Source organism: Luteitalea pratensis (assembly GCF_001618865.1).
Taxonomy (GTDB): Bacteria; Acidobacteriota; Vicinamibacteria; order Vicinamibacterales; family Vicinamibacteraceae; genus Luteitalea; species Luteitalea pratensis.
Genome location: NZ_CP015136.1, coordinates 4,983,589 through 4,998,537, shown reverse-complemented (window position 1 = coordinate 4,998,537; position 14,949 = coordinate 4,983,589). Strand labels below are relative to the sequence as shown.

The following is a 14,949-nucleotide window of genomic DNA, read 5'->3' as shown; positions in this document are numbered from 1 at the left end:
CTCAGGATTGACGTCTTCGTATGAGCAAGGTCCGTCGGATTGGTGTACTCACCGGAGGTGGTGACGCCCCCGGCCTGAACGCGGTCATCCGCGCCGTGGTCAAGTCGTCCTACAACTACGGGATCGAGTGTCTCGGCCTCGAGAACAGCTTCGACGGGCTGCTCGAGACCAACCGCCACACCGTGCTCACGCCGCGGAACGTCACCGGGATCCTTCGAGTCGGCGGCACGATCCTCGGGACCGTCAACCGCGGCAATCCCTTCCTCAAGCCGATCGACACCAGCGACGGCCCGAAGGACTACGCCGAGCGATGCATGGAGATGTTCCACAAGCTGCAGATCGACGGCATCGTCGTCATCGGCGGCGACGGGACGCTCTCCATCGCGCACGAGTTCAACAAGAAGGGGATGCCGATCATCGGCGTGCCCAAGACGATCGACAATGACATCGTCGGCACCACCAACTGCTTCGGGTTCGACACGGCCGTAGCGTTTGCCACCGACGCCATCGACCGGTTGCACACGACCGCCCAGGCGCATCAGCGCGTCATGGTGGTCGAGGTCATGGGGCGCTACGCGGGCTGGATTGCCCTGTACTCGGGCGTCGCCGGCGGCGCCGACGTCATCATGGTCCCGGAGATCCCGTACGACATCGACATCGTCGCCCAGAGGATCAAGGAGCGTGACTCCTTCGGGGCCAAGTTCAGTATCGTCGTGGTCGCCGAGGGCGCCGTGCCGCGGGGCGGCAAGGTGTCGCTCGTCAAGGCGGCAGACGGCGGATACGTCGAGCGGCTTGGCGGCGTCGGCCACCGTGTCGCCGCCGAACTCGAGAAACTGACCGGCAAGGAGACGCGCACCGTGGTGCTCGGTCACCTCCAGCGCGGCGGCTCGCCGACCAGCTTCGACCGCATGCTCGCCACCCGGTTCGGTGCGATGGCCGTGGAACTCCTGGTCAAGGGCGAGAGCGATCGGATGGTTGCCTTCCACCCGCCGGAGATCGGATCGATCCCCCTGGCCGACGTCGGCGGCAAGATGCGCCTCGTCCCGGCCGACGGGGACGTCGTCCGGACCGCGAAGTCGCTCGGAATCAGTTTCGGGGACGAATAGGTGCAGGTCTCAGGTCTCAGGTCTCAAGCAGGCCTTGCCTGAGACGTGAGACGTGAGACTTGAGACTTGAGTCCTAGCCCATGGGATCGTCGAAGATCTCGCGCAGGCGGTCGTGGTCGTGGGTGTGGCCGAGGGCGAGCATCAGCTTGATGCGCGCCTTCACGCCGCTGAGGCGCCCCGCGAAGATCAGGCCGAGATCGCGCAGCCCGCGTCCGCCACCTTCGTAGCCGTAGCGTTCGCGAACGCTGCCGGCGCCGCAGCGTGAGGTGAGGACCACGGGCAGGCCACTGTGGACGGCTGCGCCCAGGTCGTCGAGCATCGCTGGCGGCACGTTGCCGCGGCCGAGTGCCTCGATCACCAGTCCCCTGGTGCCGCTGGCCATCGAGCACCGCACGTACCGGCCGTCCGCTCCCGCGGCGACCTTGATCAGGTCGACCTCAGGCTCGACGCGGCGCACCCGCAGCAGTCCATCGGCCTCGGCGTCGAACCAGCCGGCCTCGCGCGGACTCGATCGCAGGTACCGCACCACTCCGGCATCGACGACGCCCACCGGCCCGAACTCGCGCGACTGAAACGACGCGGCGGCTTCCGTATGCACCTTCTCGACTTCCCGGGCCGAGAGGATCTGCTCGTTCATCGCGACCATGACGCCGCGTGCCCGGGAGGCGGGGGAGCCGGCGACCTGCACGGCGTGCACCAGGTTCGCGGGACCGTCCCAGCTCGGCTCGGACATCGTGCGGATGGCGCCGACCAGCACCACCGGCTTGTCGGTACGCAGCGCGATGTCCAGGAAGTAGGCGGTCTCCTCCAGCGTGTCGGTGCCGTGCGTGACGACCACGCCGTCGACGTCCGGCCGCTCCAGCCATGCCGCGACGCGACGGGCCAGGCGCCACATGTGTTCCGGTGTGACGTGCGGACCGGGCAACTGCGCGACATCCTCGAGCTCGATGTCGGCCACGTCGGCCAGTTGCGGAACGTGCACGAGGATGTCGTCGCCGCGCATGGCCGGGACGGCCGATCCCGAGCGCGTGTCGATGCGCATCGAGATCGTGCCGCCGGTGAAGAGGATGGCGACGGTGGGGGTCACACCGTGAGGAGTTCCTGATCCTTCTTCTTCTGGAAGTCGTCGATCAACCCGACATGCTGGTCGGTGAGCTTCTGCACCTCGTCGAGGCCGCGACGCTCGTCGTCTTCCGAGATGTCGTGATCCTTGAGCAGCTTCTTCAGCCGGTCGTTGGCATCGCGGCGGACCTGGCGGACGCCGTTGCGTGCCTCCTCGGCGAGCTTGTGGATCACCTTGGTGAGTTCCTTGCGGCGTTCCTCGGTCAGCGCCGGCAGCGGGATGCGCACGACCTTGCCGTCGTTGGCCGGGTTCAGCCCGAGGTTGGCCGAACGGATCGCCTTCTCGATGGCGCCCATCAACTGCGGGTCGAACGGCTGCGCCACGATCAGCGTCGATTCGGGCACGGAGAGCTGCGCCACCTGGTTGAGCGGCATCGACGAGCCGTACGCCTCCACGTGCACGTTGTCGAGCAGCGCCGTGGAGGCGCGGCCGGTGCGCACGCCGGCCATCTCGCGCTTGAGGTGATCGAGCACCCCGCCCATGCGCTTGCGCGACTCGTCGAACAGCGACTTCAGATCCGTGACGTCCATCGTCGTGTGTCCTGCTCCGGGTTCAGACGGTGACCAGCGAGCCCACGTGTTCGCCCATGATGGCGCGGCGCATGTTGCCGCGCTCGTTCAGGTCGAGCACCACGATGGGCATCTTGTTGTCCATGCACAGGGAAATCGCCGTCGCATCCATCACCTTCAGCCCCTGTTCGAGCACCTGCAAATAGGTAATGCGATCGTAACGCGTGGCAGATGGGTCCTGCTTCGGATCGGCCGTGTAGATGCCGTCCACCTTGGTCGCCTTCAAGATCACGTCGGCCTTGACCTCCATCGCCCGCAGGGCCGCGGCGGTGTCGGTGGTGAAGTAGGGGTTGCCGGTGCCGGCGGCAAACACCACCACGCGCCCCTTCTCGAGGTGGCGGATGGCGCGGCGGCGGATGAACGGTTCGGCCACCGACCGCATCTCGATCGCGGTGAGGACCCGCGTCGGAACGCCGTGGTGCTCGAGTCCGTCCTGCAGCGCCAGCCCGTTCATCACGGTGGCGAGCATGCCCATGTAGTCGGCGGTGGCGCGATCCATGCCCCGCGCGCTGCCCGCCATGCCGCGGAAGATGTTGCCGCCGCCGATGACGATGGCGACCTGCACGCCGATATCACGGATCTCGGCTACTTCGTCGGCAATGCGGGTGACCACTGCGGGATCCACGCCGTACCCCTGATCGCCCATCAAGGCTTCGCCGGACAACTTGAGGAGGACGCGGGAATACGCGGGAGGTGACATGCCGCCGCCGATTATAGCCGCTCGAGAAGCGCGGCCGCGGCCGGAATGGAGCGAGGAAAAGAGGAGGGAGGACGGAGGACGGAGGAGTGAAGTAGGACTGAGATTGGAGGACGGAGGGAGGGGGAACTGAGAACGGAGGAGAATGGCGAGGTCACGGGGACGTGAGCGCTGCACGAACCTCACTCCTCTGTCGTCGTCCCTACCTCCGTCCTCTCTCCTCGTTTCCTCCGTCCTTGCTGTCTAGGCCTGGCTTGCCTCGCCGACCTTGAAGCGCGCGAAGCCCTTGATGGCCAACGGCGAACCCACGGCCTTGGCGACGGCGTCGAGCGCCTGCGAGACCTTCACCTTCGGGTCGCGGATCGTCGGCTGGTCCACCAGGCACACGCCCTCGTAGAACGCACCGAGCTTGCCTTCGATGATCTTCTCGATCACGTTGGCCGGCTTGCCGGACTCGGCCATCTGCGCGCGGTAGATCTCCTTCTCCTTCTCGACGCGCTCGGACGGCACTTCTGCTCGCGTCGTGTATTCCGGCGCGGCGGCGGCCACGTGCATCGCCAACTCGTTGACGAAGGTCTTGAACGCGTCGTGGGTGGCGGCTTCGCCCTTCGCGCCGTCGATCTGTACCAGCACGCCGATCTTGCCGCCCATGTGGCTGTAACTGCCGACATGATCAGCCGTCAGCTTCGCGGTACGCGGCACGGCCATGTTCTCGCCGACCTTGGCGATTTCTGCCGTGATGCGGCTGCCGATTGGACCGTCTGCCGCGACCAGCGCGGCAGACGGCTGGTCGCTCGTGAACACGATTGCCGTGATCTCGTCGACCAGGGCCTTGAAGCCATCGTTGCGAGCGACGAAGTCGGTCTCGCAGTTGACCTCGGCGAGGACGCCGAGGGTCCGGTCATCGCTCAGCTTGATGCCCACGACGCCCTCGGAGGCGACGCGGCCGGCGCGCTTGGCCGCCTGCGCCATGCCGCGCTTGCGCAGGTACTCGATCGCCGCATCGACGTCGCCGTTGCTCTCGGTGAGCGCCGTCTTGCATTCCATCATGCCCGCGCCGGTCCGCTCGCGCAGGTTCTTGACCATTTCAGCAGTGATTGCCATGGGGTGAGGTTCCAGAAGGTGAGGATGGTGAATACGAACAGACACACGAAACGCCGGCCGGGTCTCTGCTCGGCCGGCGTTTGAACGCGCCGCGACGACGCGCCTCGGTCAGACCGAGGCGGGCGTGGCGGGTTCGGACTTGGGCGCAGCGGCGCGTGCTGCGGGAGCAGGGCGCTGCTGGGCGCGGAGCGGCTCACCGGACTTGCCGACAGCCTCGCCGTCGGGACCGACGGCGACGGGCGTCTCGGCCTGCGCCGACTCACGCACACCGCGGCCGGCAAGGACCGCATCGGCGATGCGCGAGGCAAACAGCCGGATCGCACGCAGCGCGTCGTCATTGCCGGGGACCGCGAAGTTGACCTGGTCGGGATCGCAGTTGGTGTCGACGATGCCGATGACCGGGATCTTCAGCTTGCGGGCCTCGTCCACGGCGATCTGCTCATGCTTGGTGTCCACGATGAACACGGCGTCGGGCAGGCGCTCCATGTGACGGATGCCGTCGAGGTTCTTCTGGAGCTTGCGCTTCTCCTTCTCGAGGCGCGCGATCTCCTTCTTCGACAGCATGTCGTACCGGCCGTCGGTCTCCATCGCCTCGAGGTCGCGGAGGCGAGCCAGGCTGCGCTGGATGGTCGTGAAGTTGGTGAGCAGACCACCGAGCCAGCGCTGGTTGACATGGAACATGCCGCAGCGCGCCGCTTCTTCGGCGATCGCTTCCTGGGCCTGCCGCTTCGTGCCGACGAAGAGCAGCGTGCGGCCCTCCGCGGCAAGCTGCATCACGAACTGCTCGGCGTCCCGGAACAGCCGCGCCGTCTTGCCGAGGTCGATGATGTAGATCCCATTGCGCTCGCCAAAGATGTACGGCTTCATCTTGGGGTTCCAGCGCTTGGTTTGGTGGCCGAAGTGTACGCCGGCCTCCAGCAGGTCCTTCACAGCAATCGGGGTCAAGCTTCCTCCAACACGGTACAGACAGGGCCGGGCCTCGCCGGCCAGACAGCCGATGGTTTAACGCTTGCTGAACTGGAAGCGCTTGCGGGCGCCCGCCAGGCCGTACTTCTTCCGTTCCTTGGCACGCTGGTCACGCGTCAGCAGGCCGGCCTTCTTCAGGCGGCCACGCAACTCGCCGTTGTACAGGCAGAGCGCACGCGCGATGCCCAGGCGCAACGCGCCGGCCATCCCGGAAATGCCGCCACCCGACGTCGTCGCGACGATGTCGAACTTGTCGAGCGTCTCGGTGAGCACGAGCGGCGAGCGGACCTGCAGGCGGAGCGACTCGGTGTTGACCGCGTCGGCAATTGCCTTGTGATTGATGGTGATCTGGCCGGTGCCAGGGCGCAGGAACACCCGCGCCGTCGACGACTTGCGACGACCGGTGCCGTAATACTGGATGACTGCCACGTTTACTCGACCTCGAGGGACTGGGGCTTCTGCGCCACGTGGGGATGATCGGCGCGCTCGTAGACGTTCAGCTTCCGGTACATCTGCTTGCCCATCGTCGTCTTGGGCAACATGCCCTGGATGGCTTCTTCCATCAGACGCGACGGCCGGCGCTGGCGAAGGTCCTTGGCGCGCTCTTCGCGCAGCCCACCCTCGTAGCCGCTGTGGTACCGGTACAGCTTCTGCTCTTCCTTCTGCCCGGTCAGCACTGCCTGCGCCGCGTTCACCACGATGACGTGGTCACCGCAATCGATGTACGGCGTATAGATCGGCTTGTGCTTGCCCTGCAGGACCTTGGCGGCCAGACTGGCCACCCGCCCGAGCGACCGGCCTGCCGCATCGATGACGTGCCAGCGTCGCTCGATGGACTTGGCGCTCGGAATGAACGTGCTCATGATGACCCTTTGGCTCCTTGCTGACACACAGCAAAAGGAGAGGATACCCGCCGCAGATAAACCGTGTCAACAACTTCCGGGAATACGACGGTCGGCGAGGTAGCCCTCCGGCACCTGCCCGTCGCTTCTCCGACAACCCCTGTCACAATTCTGCCAGCCGACGCACGGTCTCGCAGTGCCAATCCCGCTACACCCGGGCAATTCCACACTCCGGCGATTGCAAATCTGGTTGGCACCGCCCTTGCCTATGTCCAGTTCGGTTACGAAGCTGACGTTCCGGCATGAGGCCGAACGCAGCGACGTCCCAAACGAGGTGAGGTCGGCGTGCTGTTCCGCAAGCAGAAACCCGTCGTCGGACTCGACATCGGATCGAGTGCCGTCAAGGCCGTCGAGCTGAAGGCCTCCGGCAAGGGCTGGAAGGTCGTCGCGTTTGGCGTCGAGCCGTTGCCCGCCGACACCATTGTCGACGGCGCCATCATCGATGGCACGGCCGTCGCCGACGCCATCCGCCGGCTCTTCGAGCGCCTCGGCATCAAGAACCGCGAGGTCGCCGCCTCGCTGTCCGGCAACGCCGTCATCGTCAAGAAGATCACGCTGCCGGCCATGACCGATGCCGAGTTGGCGACGTCGATCACCTGGGAGGCCGAACAATACATTCCGTTCGACATCCAGGATGTCAACCTCGACTACCAGATCCTGACCCGCCCGCCCAAGAACGCCGCGGGCGCGACCATGGATGTCCTCCTGGTGGCCGCCAAGAAGGAGACGATCGCCGATTACACCGGCGTGATCGCGCAGGCCGGGCGCGTCCCGGCCATCGTCGACGTCGACGCCTTCGCCCTCCAGAACGCCTACGAGGTCAACTACGGCACGCGCGACGCGATCGTCGCACTGCTCAACATTGGCGCCAGCGCGATCAACATCAACATCGTCCGCGGCGACCAGTCGCTCTTCACGCGCGACGTGCCGATCGGCGGTAACGCCTATACCGAGGCGCTGCAGAAGGACTTCCAGATCACGCAGGAGAGTGCCGACCTGCTGAAGCGGGGTTATCCGGCCGACGGGCTGGAGCCGGCGCAGACCGGGCCGAGCCTGCAGATGGTCACCGAGGCCATCCTCCTCGAGGTCCAGAAGACGCTGGACTTCTTCCGCGGCACCACGGGCGCCGACCACATCGATTTGCTCCTGGTCACGGGCGGCGGATCGCAGGTCACCGGCCTGGTGGACGCCCTGCACGAGCGCCTCGGGTACCCGGTCGAATTCCTCGACCCGTTCAAGACCGTGAGCTTTGACGCCGCCAGGTTCGGTGTCCCGGTGATCGCCGAGGCGGCTGCCGCGGCCACCGTGGCCGTCGGCCTCGCCCTTCGCCGAATGGGGGACCGATGATTCGCGTCAACCTTCTCGCCGCTGAACAGACCCGCGCCAAGGCACCGGCCTTCTCGGGCATCAGCGCCAACAAAGTGCACATCATCGGGCTCGTGCTCGTGGCCGCGTGCGTGGCCGTCGCCGGGTACCGCCACCTCGACCTGCAGTCGCAGCAGACCTACGCCGACCTGCAGCTGCAGCAGGCCAAGGCCGAGGAGAAGCGCCTCAAGGCCGTGACCGAGGAGCTGGCCAAGTTCGAGGCCCAGACGGCATTGCTCCAGCAGCGTGTCGCGCTCATCGAGCAGCTGCGCAAGGGCCAGCGCTCGCCGGTCACCCTGCTCGATCAGGTAAGCCGCCAGCTACCTGACCGCGTCTGGCTGACGCAGCTCGCGCAGGCCGGCGCCGACGTGACCATCGAGGGCCGGACGATGACGCTGACGGCGTTGTCGGATCTGATCGGCAACCTGGAGAACTCCGGCTCGTTCGCGCGTCCGGTCGAAATCGTCAACACCGAGGTCGAGAACGGCAAGGGCGAAGGGGACCTGATGAAGTTCACCGTCAAGGCCTCGTTCCCGCTGGGCGCGCTCGACACCCCGGCCGAACCCACCAAGCCCGCTCGCGCCACGCCGGCGGCGAAGCGCTGAGGACCCTGGCCATGGATCTGGGATTGAACAAGTTGCCGTGGTGGGGCCAGCTGGCCCTGTACGTCGTGGTCGGCGGCGGCCTGGTCGCCACCCATCACTACATGTATGCCGTCGACCTGCAGGCGGGCGTGGCTCGCACGCACGCCGAGCGGCGGAAGATCGAGACCGGCATCGCGCGGGCCCGCGTCGAGGAGAAGCGTCTGCCCGAGTTCCGCACGCACGTGGCGGAACTGAACGCGCGCCTGTCTGCATTGCGCAACGTGCTCCCCGAGCAGAAGGACGTCGGCGACCTGTTGCGACGGATCCAGACGCTGGCCACGCAGTCGAGCCTCACCATTCGCGGCTTCAAGCCGCAGGCGGTGGCGCAGCGCCAGCAGCACGCGGAGTGGCCGATCTCGCTGAGCCTCGAAGGCACCTATCACGATCTCGGGGCGTTCTTCGACAAGGTGAGCCGGATGCCGCGCATCATCAACATCTCCGGCATCCGCATCAAGACGCACGGCCAGACCGAGCCCTCGGCCGCCACCGTCGACGCGCAGTGCACCGTCACCACCTTCGTCCTCATGGAGGCGCCGCCCGCGCCCGCTCCCGTCGCCGGCCGTCGCGCGCCTGCCGGTGGCGCTCGTCCTCCCGCGGCTGCTCGCTGAGGTATCGCCATGTTGCTCAGACTGACCTTCCGCATCGCCCTGCTGTCGGCCGCCATGGCAGTGCCCGGGTTCGCCCAGGCCGCCGCGGCCACCAACGGCGACTCCACGACCCCCGCGACGCCGGTGACGGCGCCCAAGGGCCCTGCGGCCGCGCCTGCGCCGCAGGTGCCGGCCCACCCTGAAGATCGCGCCGGATACGACCCCGCCGGCCGGCGCGACCCGTTCGTGAGCCTGCTCTCGCGCGGCGAGACCAGTCTGCCGGTCGGGGGACGCCCCGTCGGCGTCAAGGGCCTGTTCATCGGCGAGCTCAGCGTGCGCGGCGTGATGCGCACCAGCGGCAAGTTGCTCGCCATCGTCCAGGCCCCGGACAACAAGACCTACACCGTGCACTCCGGCGACGTGCTCTACGACGGCACCGTCAAGGTGGTCGCCAACGACGCCGTGATCTTCCTGCAGCGGGTCGACGACCCGCTGTCTCCCGTGAAGCAGCGGGAGATTCGCAAGCCACTGAGAACCACCGAGGAGAACCGATGATGCGCCCGCGCACGCCGATCCTCGCGACCCTCACGGCAGTCCTCGCCGTCGGCGCGCCCGCGTGGCCGCTCGCGTCGGGACTGTTCCGCGAGGCCCGCGAGGTCCAGCAGCAGGTCCAGGATGGACAGCGCCTGGTGATCGACACGCCCACCCGCGTGTCCCCCCATGTGTCCGCTAACCAGGCCCCCCAGGCACCGACGGACACCGACGCCGCCCGCACGCTGACCGCCCTCCGCGCCACGCGCGAAGACGGCGACGTGCTGATCACCCTCGACGGTGACGGCAAGCTCGTGGCGTCGGCCGTGCAGGTACCCGACGCGGTGCCGCCACGGCTCGTGCTCGACTTTGCCGGCGTCGCTCCCAAGGTGGCGGCCACGACGGCGGTGAACACGGGACTGGTTCGCCGCATCCGGGTGGCGCAGAACAGCGTGACGCCCCTGGTCACCCGCGTGGTCGTCGACCTGGGCGGCACCTTTCTTTACAAGGTGCGTCCATCCGCCGATCAGAAGTCGCTGGTGGTCACCATCGGCAACCCGGCCGAGCGGGCGCGCCGTGACGACGAGGCGCAGAGCCGCACCTTTGCGGCCACGACGGCGCCGGCCACAGCCAAGAGCGCGCCGGCACCGCGCCCCGAGGCTCCGCCGGCCACGGCCGTGACACGCACCTCCGCCCAGGCCCCGGTGAAGGCCGCGGCCCAGGCGCCGGCACCGGCGCCGGCCCAGGCTCCGCCACCTGCCCCGCGGGCCCAGGCGCGTCGCTCGACGACGCCGCCGGTGCCACCGGCACCGGTCGCCGGGCCGCCAGAACCGACGGCCGTCGCCACGACGCAGGCGATGTCGAGCGGCAAGTACACCGGCCACCCGATCTCGCTGGACTTCCAGGGTGTCGACCTGCGTGCGGTGCTGCGCACCTTCGCGGAGGTCACCGGCCTGAATCTCGTGATCGACCCGGGCGTGAAGGGCATCGTCGACGTCACCTTGCGCGACGTCCCATGGGATCAGGCACTCGAGATGATCCTGCGCGCCAACCAGCTGGCCTACAGCGTGGACGGCACCATCGTGCGCATCGCGCCGACGACGACCTTCTCCACCGAAGCGGCCGACAGGCGCAAACAGGCCGAGGAGAAGCTGCGCGAACTGGCCGTGTCCAAGAAGGAGTACCGCACGGTCCGCCTCAGCTACGCCAACGCCAAGAGCCTCGCCGACCTGGTGAAGTTGTCCGGCATGTCGACCTTCGGCGACGTGCAGGTCGACGAGAACACCAACACGATGATTCTCTTCGACGTGCCCGATGGCCTCGCCAAGGCGCAGCAGCTGATTGGTGAGCTCGATCGTCCGCAGGCGCAGGTGGAGATCGAGGCGCGCATCGTGCGCACCACCAAGTCGGCCGCCCGCGAGCTCGGCCTGATGTGGGGCTTCGGCGGCAAGATGACCCCGGAGCTGGGCAACACCACGAACATGGCGTTCCCCAACTCGATCACCACCGGCGGCGTCGCCGGCTCGATCAACACCAACGCCGACAACGCGTTCATCAAGCTCGGAAGCGTCAACGGCGCGTTCAACGTCGACGTCGCGCTGTCCGCGCTCGAGACGCAGGGCCGCGTCAGCGTCATGCTGCGGCCTCGCGTGGTCACGCAGAACAACGTCAAGGCGACGATCACGCGCGGCCAGGAGATCCCCTACACGACCCTGACGGCGCCTCCGCTCGGCGACGGCGTCAGCGTCATCCAGCCGGTCCCGCAGGTGCAGTTCAAGACGGCGGCGCTGACGCTCAACGTGACGCCGCGCATCACCGAGGCCAACACGGTGATCCTCGACGTCGACGTCGACAACGGGTCACCGGGCCAGGTCGAGCTGAACGGCAATCGCTCGATCAACACGCAGCGCGTGACCACGCGCGTCCTGGTCGCCGACCAGGGCACGACGGTCATCGGCGGCATCAACGAGGCCGTCACCCAGTTCACGGAGGACCGTACGCCGGGCCTGCACCGCGTGCCCCTCATCGGCCGCCTCTTCCGCCGCGACACCACGACGGACGACGAGGGCGAGCTGCTGATCTTCATCACGCCGCGCATCGTGCGGGACGGAGGAACCGTCAAATGAGACTTACGCGATATCTCGCACAGACCGGGCAGGCCCGCATGACGCGCGCCGCGACCCTTCTCGTCATCGTCGGCGCGGCCGGACTTGTCGCCGGGTGCAGCGAGACGGTGCGCACCGGGCAGGCATCGTCTTACCTGGTGCTCGAGCGGCTCGAGGGATCCTCGGGTGCCAGTACCGGCACGACGTTCCAGAGCGTGCTGCGGTCGGACGTGCTGACCAAGGGCAGCATCTTCGAGGACAACGGCCGCGTTGCGCTGTCGATTGCCATGAAGGACGTCACCAATCCGACGGGGCCGTCGGCCAACAACCTGATCACCCTGAACCGCTACCGTGTCGAGTACCGCCGGACCGACGGCCGCAACACGCCCGGCGAGGACGTGCCCTACGCGATCGAGGGTGCGATGGGCGTGACGATCACCGAACAGTCCACGTCCGTGGTGTTCACATTGGTCCGTGCCCAGGCCAAGCTCGAGAAACCGCTCGTGACGCTGGTCGGCACCAACGGTGGCGCCCTGATCATCTCGACCATCGCCGACGTGACCTTCTTCGGCAAGGACCAGACCGGCCGCGACGTGACCGTGACCGGATCCATGAGCATCAACTTCGCCGATTGGGCGGATGCCCAGTAGCCAGGTGCAGCCATGACCAACGTACGACGACTCACTAATCTACTGCTTGCGCTGGCGAGTGTTGGGGCCATGACGGCCTGCACGTCCGAGCCCGACATCCCCAAGGCCACCGGCCCGTCCGAACTCGGCTTGTCTCTGCAGGTGCTGGCCTCGCCAGACGTTCTCAACACCGATGGCCTCTCGACGTCGCAGATCACCGTGACGGCGCGTGGGCCAAACAGTGAACCAAAGGCGGGGGTCCCGCTCCGCGCCGACATCCGTGTCGGCGGCGCGATCGTCGACCTCGGCAGCCTGTCGACCAAGAGCACGACGACCGGCGCCGATGGCCGGGCGACGATCGTCTACACCGCGCCGCCGGGCGGCCTGTCAGGCAATACCGATGGCAGCAACGTCGTGCAGGTCGGCTTCACGCCGCTGACCGGCGACTACGCCAATGCCGTCGAGCGTGCCGTGAGCATCCGCCTCGTCCCGCTGGGCACCATCGTGTTCCCCGGGCAGCCGCTTGCCAACTTCACGTGGCGCCCCACCCAGGCGTTCGCGATGGACGAAGTGACGCTCGACGCCGGACAGTCCAAGGACTGCCCGCTCACCGCCACCGCTCCGACCGAGTGCTTCGACTCGCCCACGCTCCAGTACGAATGGAACATGGACGACCGCAACATCATCCTGACGGGCCGGGTCATCAAGTACCAGTTCCCGCAGCGGGGTGACTATAACGTGAAGCTCACTGTCACCAATGCCCTCGGCAACAAGGTGTCGGTGACCAAGATGATCGACGTGCTCTCGCGGCCATAGCCGCCGGCCCAGCAAGGAACGACGCGCATGTCGACCGGCAACCCGCTCGAACAGCTCAGGCGTCGCATGCAGTCGCATGCGACGCCCACCGCCTTTGCCGCCCTCGCGGAGGAACATCGCCGCGCTGGCCGACTCGCCGAAGCCGTCGCCGTGTGCCGGGAGGGGCTCGAGCGATACCCGGCCTACGTCTCGGCGCGGGTGACGCTGGGACGTGCGCTGCTCGACAGCGGCGACGCCCCGGGCGCGGTCACCGAACTCGAACATGCGGTGGCGCAGTCGCCAGACAACCTGGCGGCTGCGCGCGCCCTCGAGACGGCGCGCGCCGCCCTCGGCGACGTGCCGTGGCCGCCCGCACTGGTGGCGCCGGCGGCCACCACCGCTGCCGACTTGCCGCTGCGCACGCCTGACGACGACTCGGTCCCGTCATCCGTGATTGCCAGTGCACTGGGCGCGGGACCAGATGGCCCGCAGGAATTCGGCCTGGCGCCCGATTGGTCGCTTCCAGACGTGCTCCCGCCATTGCCCGTGGCCGCGGCGCCGCCGGCCCTGGAGGATGACGTCCACACCGAGGCGCTCGACGCCCACGCAGAGTCGCCGACGACGTACGTCACCCCGGCGCATCCGCAAGGGGAGGAGCCGGCGGGCATCTGGCCGGTCCCGGCCGACCAGTCGACCGCCGACCCCGCCGCTGTCGATGGCGCCCACATGTTCTCCTGGTCTCTCGATCCGCCATCGTCTGGTCTGGATGCCGGGCAGGCCGTCGAGGAGCGATCCGACCCCGACGAGCGCGAGCGAACGATCATCTGGGACGCACAGACGATCGAAGCGCCTGTTGCCGACATTGCGGGAACCGACGACGTGGCCGCGACGTCACCAGGCCAGGTCCCGGTCGACGCGGATGGCGTCCTCGACGCGCCAACCGATGACGAGCCGTCGCCGTTCTGGACGGGATACTTTGGCGGTGAAGCGGTCGCCGAGGACGCGGCGCCGTTTGCCGGCTGGGGTGAAGAAGCCCCGCCGACGGCGCCGGAGGCCGACCGGTCACCGTGGGCCGACGAAGACGTGGCCGATGGCAGCGCAGCCTGGAATACGCCGGACGGGCCGTCGGCGACCTGGGCCCTCAGTGACCTGCGTGAAGCCGACGGTGCCGACGCGACCCCGTTCCAGGGCACGCTGGACGTCGAGGACACCAGCCCCGAGCCGTTTGCGAGCATCACTGACGCGTCCGAACTGGCCTGGGCCGACTCGCCGGTCGAGACGTCGGCCGCGCCACTGACGGAGATGCTCGCCGATACGGCGACAGCGTCGCTCGCTGCCATCCCGGACGAGCCGTCATACGCTTTCATCGCCGAGCCGCTGGACGAGGACCTGGAGACACTGCTGGCCGGGACTGTTGATGGCGACGTCCACCTTCCCGCAGACGTAGGCGCCCTCCCCGCAGACGTAGGCGCCGACCTGAAGGTCGGCGCGCTTGATCCTGCGCTCACGGCCGCCACCGGGCCATCGCCGGCCGAGGCGGTCTGGTCGGGATCGGTCAAGTCGGCAATGGGTGAGGTCTTCGCCCTGGCCGGACATGGCGAATCGCTCGAGCCGCCGGCGCATCCGTCGCCGATGGTGCGCGAAGCGATGGCTGACGCGGCCGTCGACGCCGCCCTCGAGGACGCCGCCCTTCGCGAGGACGCGCCGCCGGTCCTGGCCTCGCTCGAACAGATGCTGGCGGCCGTTCGGGCGCGTCGCGCGGCCCTGTCCGGACCGATGGACTCCTGACCCGGTCGGGGAGGGCCGGCTCTCCGACTTGTCCACCG

The 14,949-nt window shown here is 67.9% G+C and carries 16 protein-coding genes; 9 read left to right on the top strand and 7 right to left on the bottom strand.

Annotated elements, in window-relative coordinates; translation table 11 throughout:
- Positions 1-20 precede the first annotated feature (20 nt).
- Positions 21-1,106, top strand: coding sequence for a 6-phosphofructokinase (locus tag LuPra_RS20895; protein ID WP_110172542.1), 1,086 nt, complete (start codon positions 21-23; stop codon positions 1,104-1,106).
- Positions 1,107-1,179: 73 nt separating this feature from the next.
- On the opposite strand, the gene LuPra_RS20890 is transcribed toward LuPra_RS20895, so the two are convergent.
- The 7 genes from LuPra_RS20890 to rplM form a co-directional block, all read right to left on the bottom strand.
- Positions 1,180-2,193: an asparaginase gene (locus tag LuPra_RS20890; protein WP_110172541.1), complete on the bottom strand. Its 1,014-nt coding sequence runs from the start codon at positions 2,191-2,193 to the stop codon at positions 1,180-1,182.
- Positions 2,190-2,759: a ribosome recycling factor gene (gene frr / locus LuPra_RS20885; protein WP_110172540.1), complete on the bottom strand. Its 570-nt coding sequence runs from the start codon at positions 2,757-2,759 to the stop codon at positions 2,190-2,192. The genes LuPra_RS20890 and frr overlap by 4 nt, the downstream gene beginning before the upstream one ends.
- A gap of 22 nt (positions 2,760-2,781) precedes the next feature.
- A complete protein-coding gene (gene pyrH, locus LuPra_RS20880) occupies positions 2,782-3,498 on the bottom strand; it encodes a UMP kinase (protein WP_110172539.1) in 717 nt (238 codons plus the stop codon).
- A gap of 240 nt (positions 3,499-3,738) precedes the next feature.
- Positions 3,739-4,599, bottom strand: coding sequence for a translation elongation factor Ts (tsf, locus tag LuPra_RS20875; RefSeq protein WP_110172538.1), 861 nt, complete (start codon positions 4,597-4,599; stop codon positions 3,739-3,741).
- Between the two features lie 108 nt (positions 4,600-4,707).
- Positions 4,708-5,544, bottom strand: coding sequence for a 30S ribosomal protein S2 (rpsB, locus tag LuPra_RS20870; RefSeq protein WP_110172537.1), 837 nt, complete (start codon positions 5,542-5,544; stop codon positions 4,708-4,710).
- Positions 5,545-5,601: 57 nt separating this feature from the next.
- Positions 5,602-5,994 (bottom strand): 30S ribosomal protein S9, encoded by a 393-nt coding sequence (gene rpsI / locus LuPra_RS20865; protein ID WP_110172536.1) that lies wholly within the window; start codon positions 5,992-5,994, stop codon positions 5,602-5,604.
- Between the two features lie 2 nt (positions 5,995-5,996).
- The gene (gene rplM / locus LuPra_RS20860) at positions 5,997-6,428 is read right to left on the bottom strand and encodes a 50S ribosomal protein L13 (RefSeq protein WP_110172535.1); all 432 of its coding nucleotides are present in this window, start codon (positions 6,426-6,428) and stop codon (positions 5,997-5,999) included.
- 324 nt (positions 6,429-6,752) lie between these two features.
- Between rplM and pilM the strand changes: the two genes are divergently transcribed.
- From pilM to LuPra_RS20820, 8 genes are read left to right on the top strand one after another with little or no spacing between them, the layout of a single operon-like run.
- The gene (pilM, locus tag LuPra_RS20855; protein WP_110172534.1) at positions 6,753-7,814 is read left to right on the top strand and encodes a type IV pilus assembly protein PilM; all 1,062 of its coding nucleotides are present in this window, start codon (positions 6,753-6,755) and stop codon (positions 7,812-7,814) included.
- Positions 7,811-8,437 carry a PilN domain-containing protein gene (locus tag LuPra_RS20850; protein WP_110172533.1) on the top strand — a complete coding sequence of 209 codons (627 nt, stop codon included), beginning with the start codon at positions 7,811-7,813 and terminating at the stop codon, positions 8,435-8,437. The genes pilM and LuPra_RS20850 overlap by 4 nt, the downstream gene beginning before the upstream one ends.
- Before the next feature lie 11 nt (positions 8,438-8,448).
- On the top strand, positions 8,449-9,084 hold the full coding sequence (locus tag LuPra_RS20845) for a type IV pilus inner membrane component PilO (RefSeq protein WP_110172532.1): 636 nt from the start codon (positions 8,449-8,451) through the stop codon (positions 9,082-9,084).
- A 9-nt stretch (positions 9,085-9,093) separates the two neighbouring features.
- Complete coding sequence (locus tag LuPra_RS20840; protein ID WP_110172531.1) at positions 9,094-9,618, top strand: hypothetical protein; 525 nt, start codon at positions 9,094-9,096, stop codon at positions 9,616-9,618.
- On the top strand, positions 9,615-11,720 hold the full coding sequence (pilQ, locus tag LuPra_RS20835; protein WP_110172530.1) for a type IV pilus secretin family protein: 2,106 nt from the start codon (positions 9,615-9,617) through the stop codon (positions 11,718-11,720). The genes LuPra_RS20840 and pilQ overlap by 4 nt, the downstream gene beginning before the upstream one ends.
- The gene (locus LuPra_RS20830; RefSeq protein ID WP_157899486.1) at positions 11,717-12,349 is read left to right on the top strand and encodes a hypothetical protein; all 633 of its coding nucleotides are present in this window, start codon (positions 11,717-11,719) and stop codon (positions 12,347-12,349) included. The genes pilQ and LuPra_RS20830 overlap by 4 nt, the downstream gene beginning before the upstream one ends.
- A 12-nt stretch (positions 12,350-12,361) precedes the next feature.
- Entirely contained in the window at positions 12,362-13,144 is a 783-nt protein-coding gene (locus LuPra_RS20825) for a PKD domain-containing protein (RefSeq protein ID WP_110172528.1), read from the top strand.
- A 27-nt stretch (positions 13,145-13,171) separates the two neighbouring features.
- Positions 13,172-14,911 carry a tetratricopeptide repeat protein gene (locus tag LuPra_RS20820; protein ID WP_110172527.1) on the top strand — a complete coding sequence of 580 codons (1,740 nt, stop codon included), beginning with the start codon at positions 13,172-13,174 and terminating at the stop codon, positions 14,909-14,911.
- Positions 14,912-14,949 lie beyond the last annotated feature (38 nt).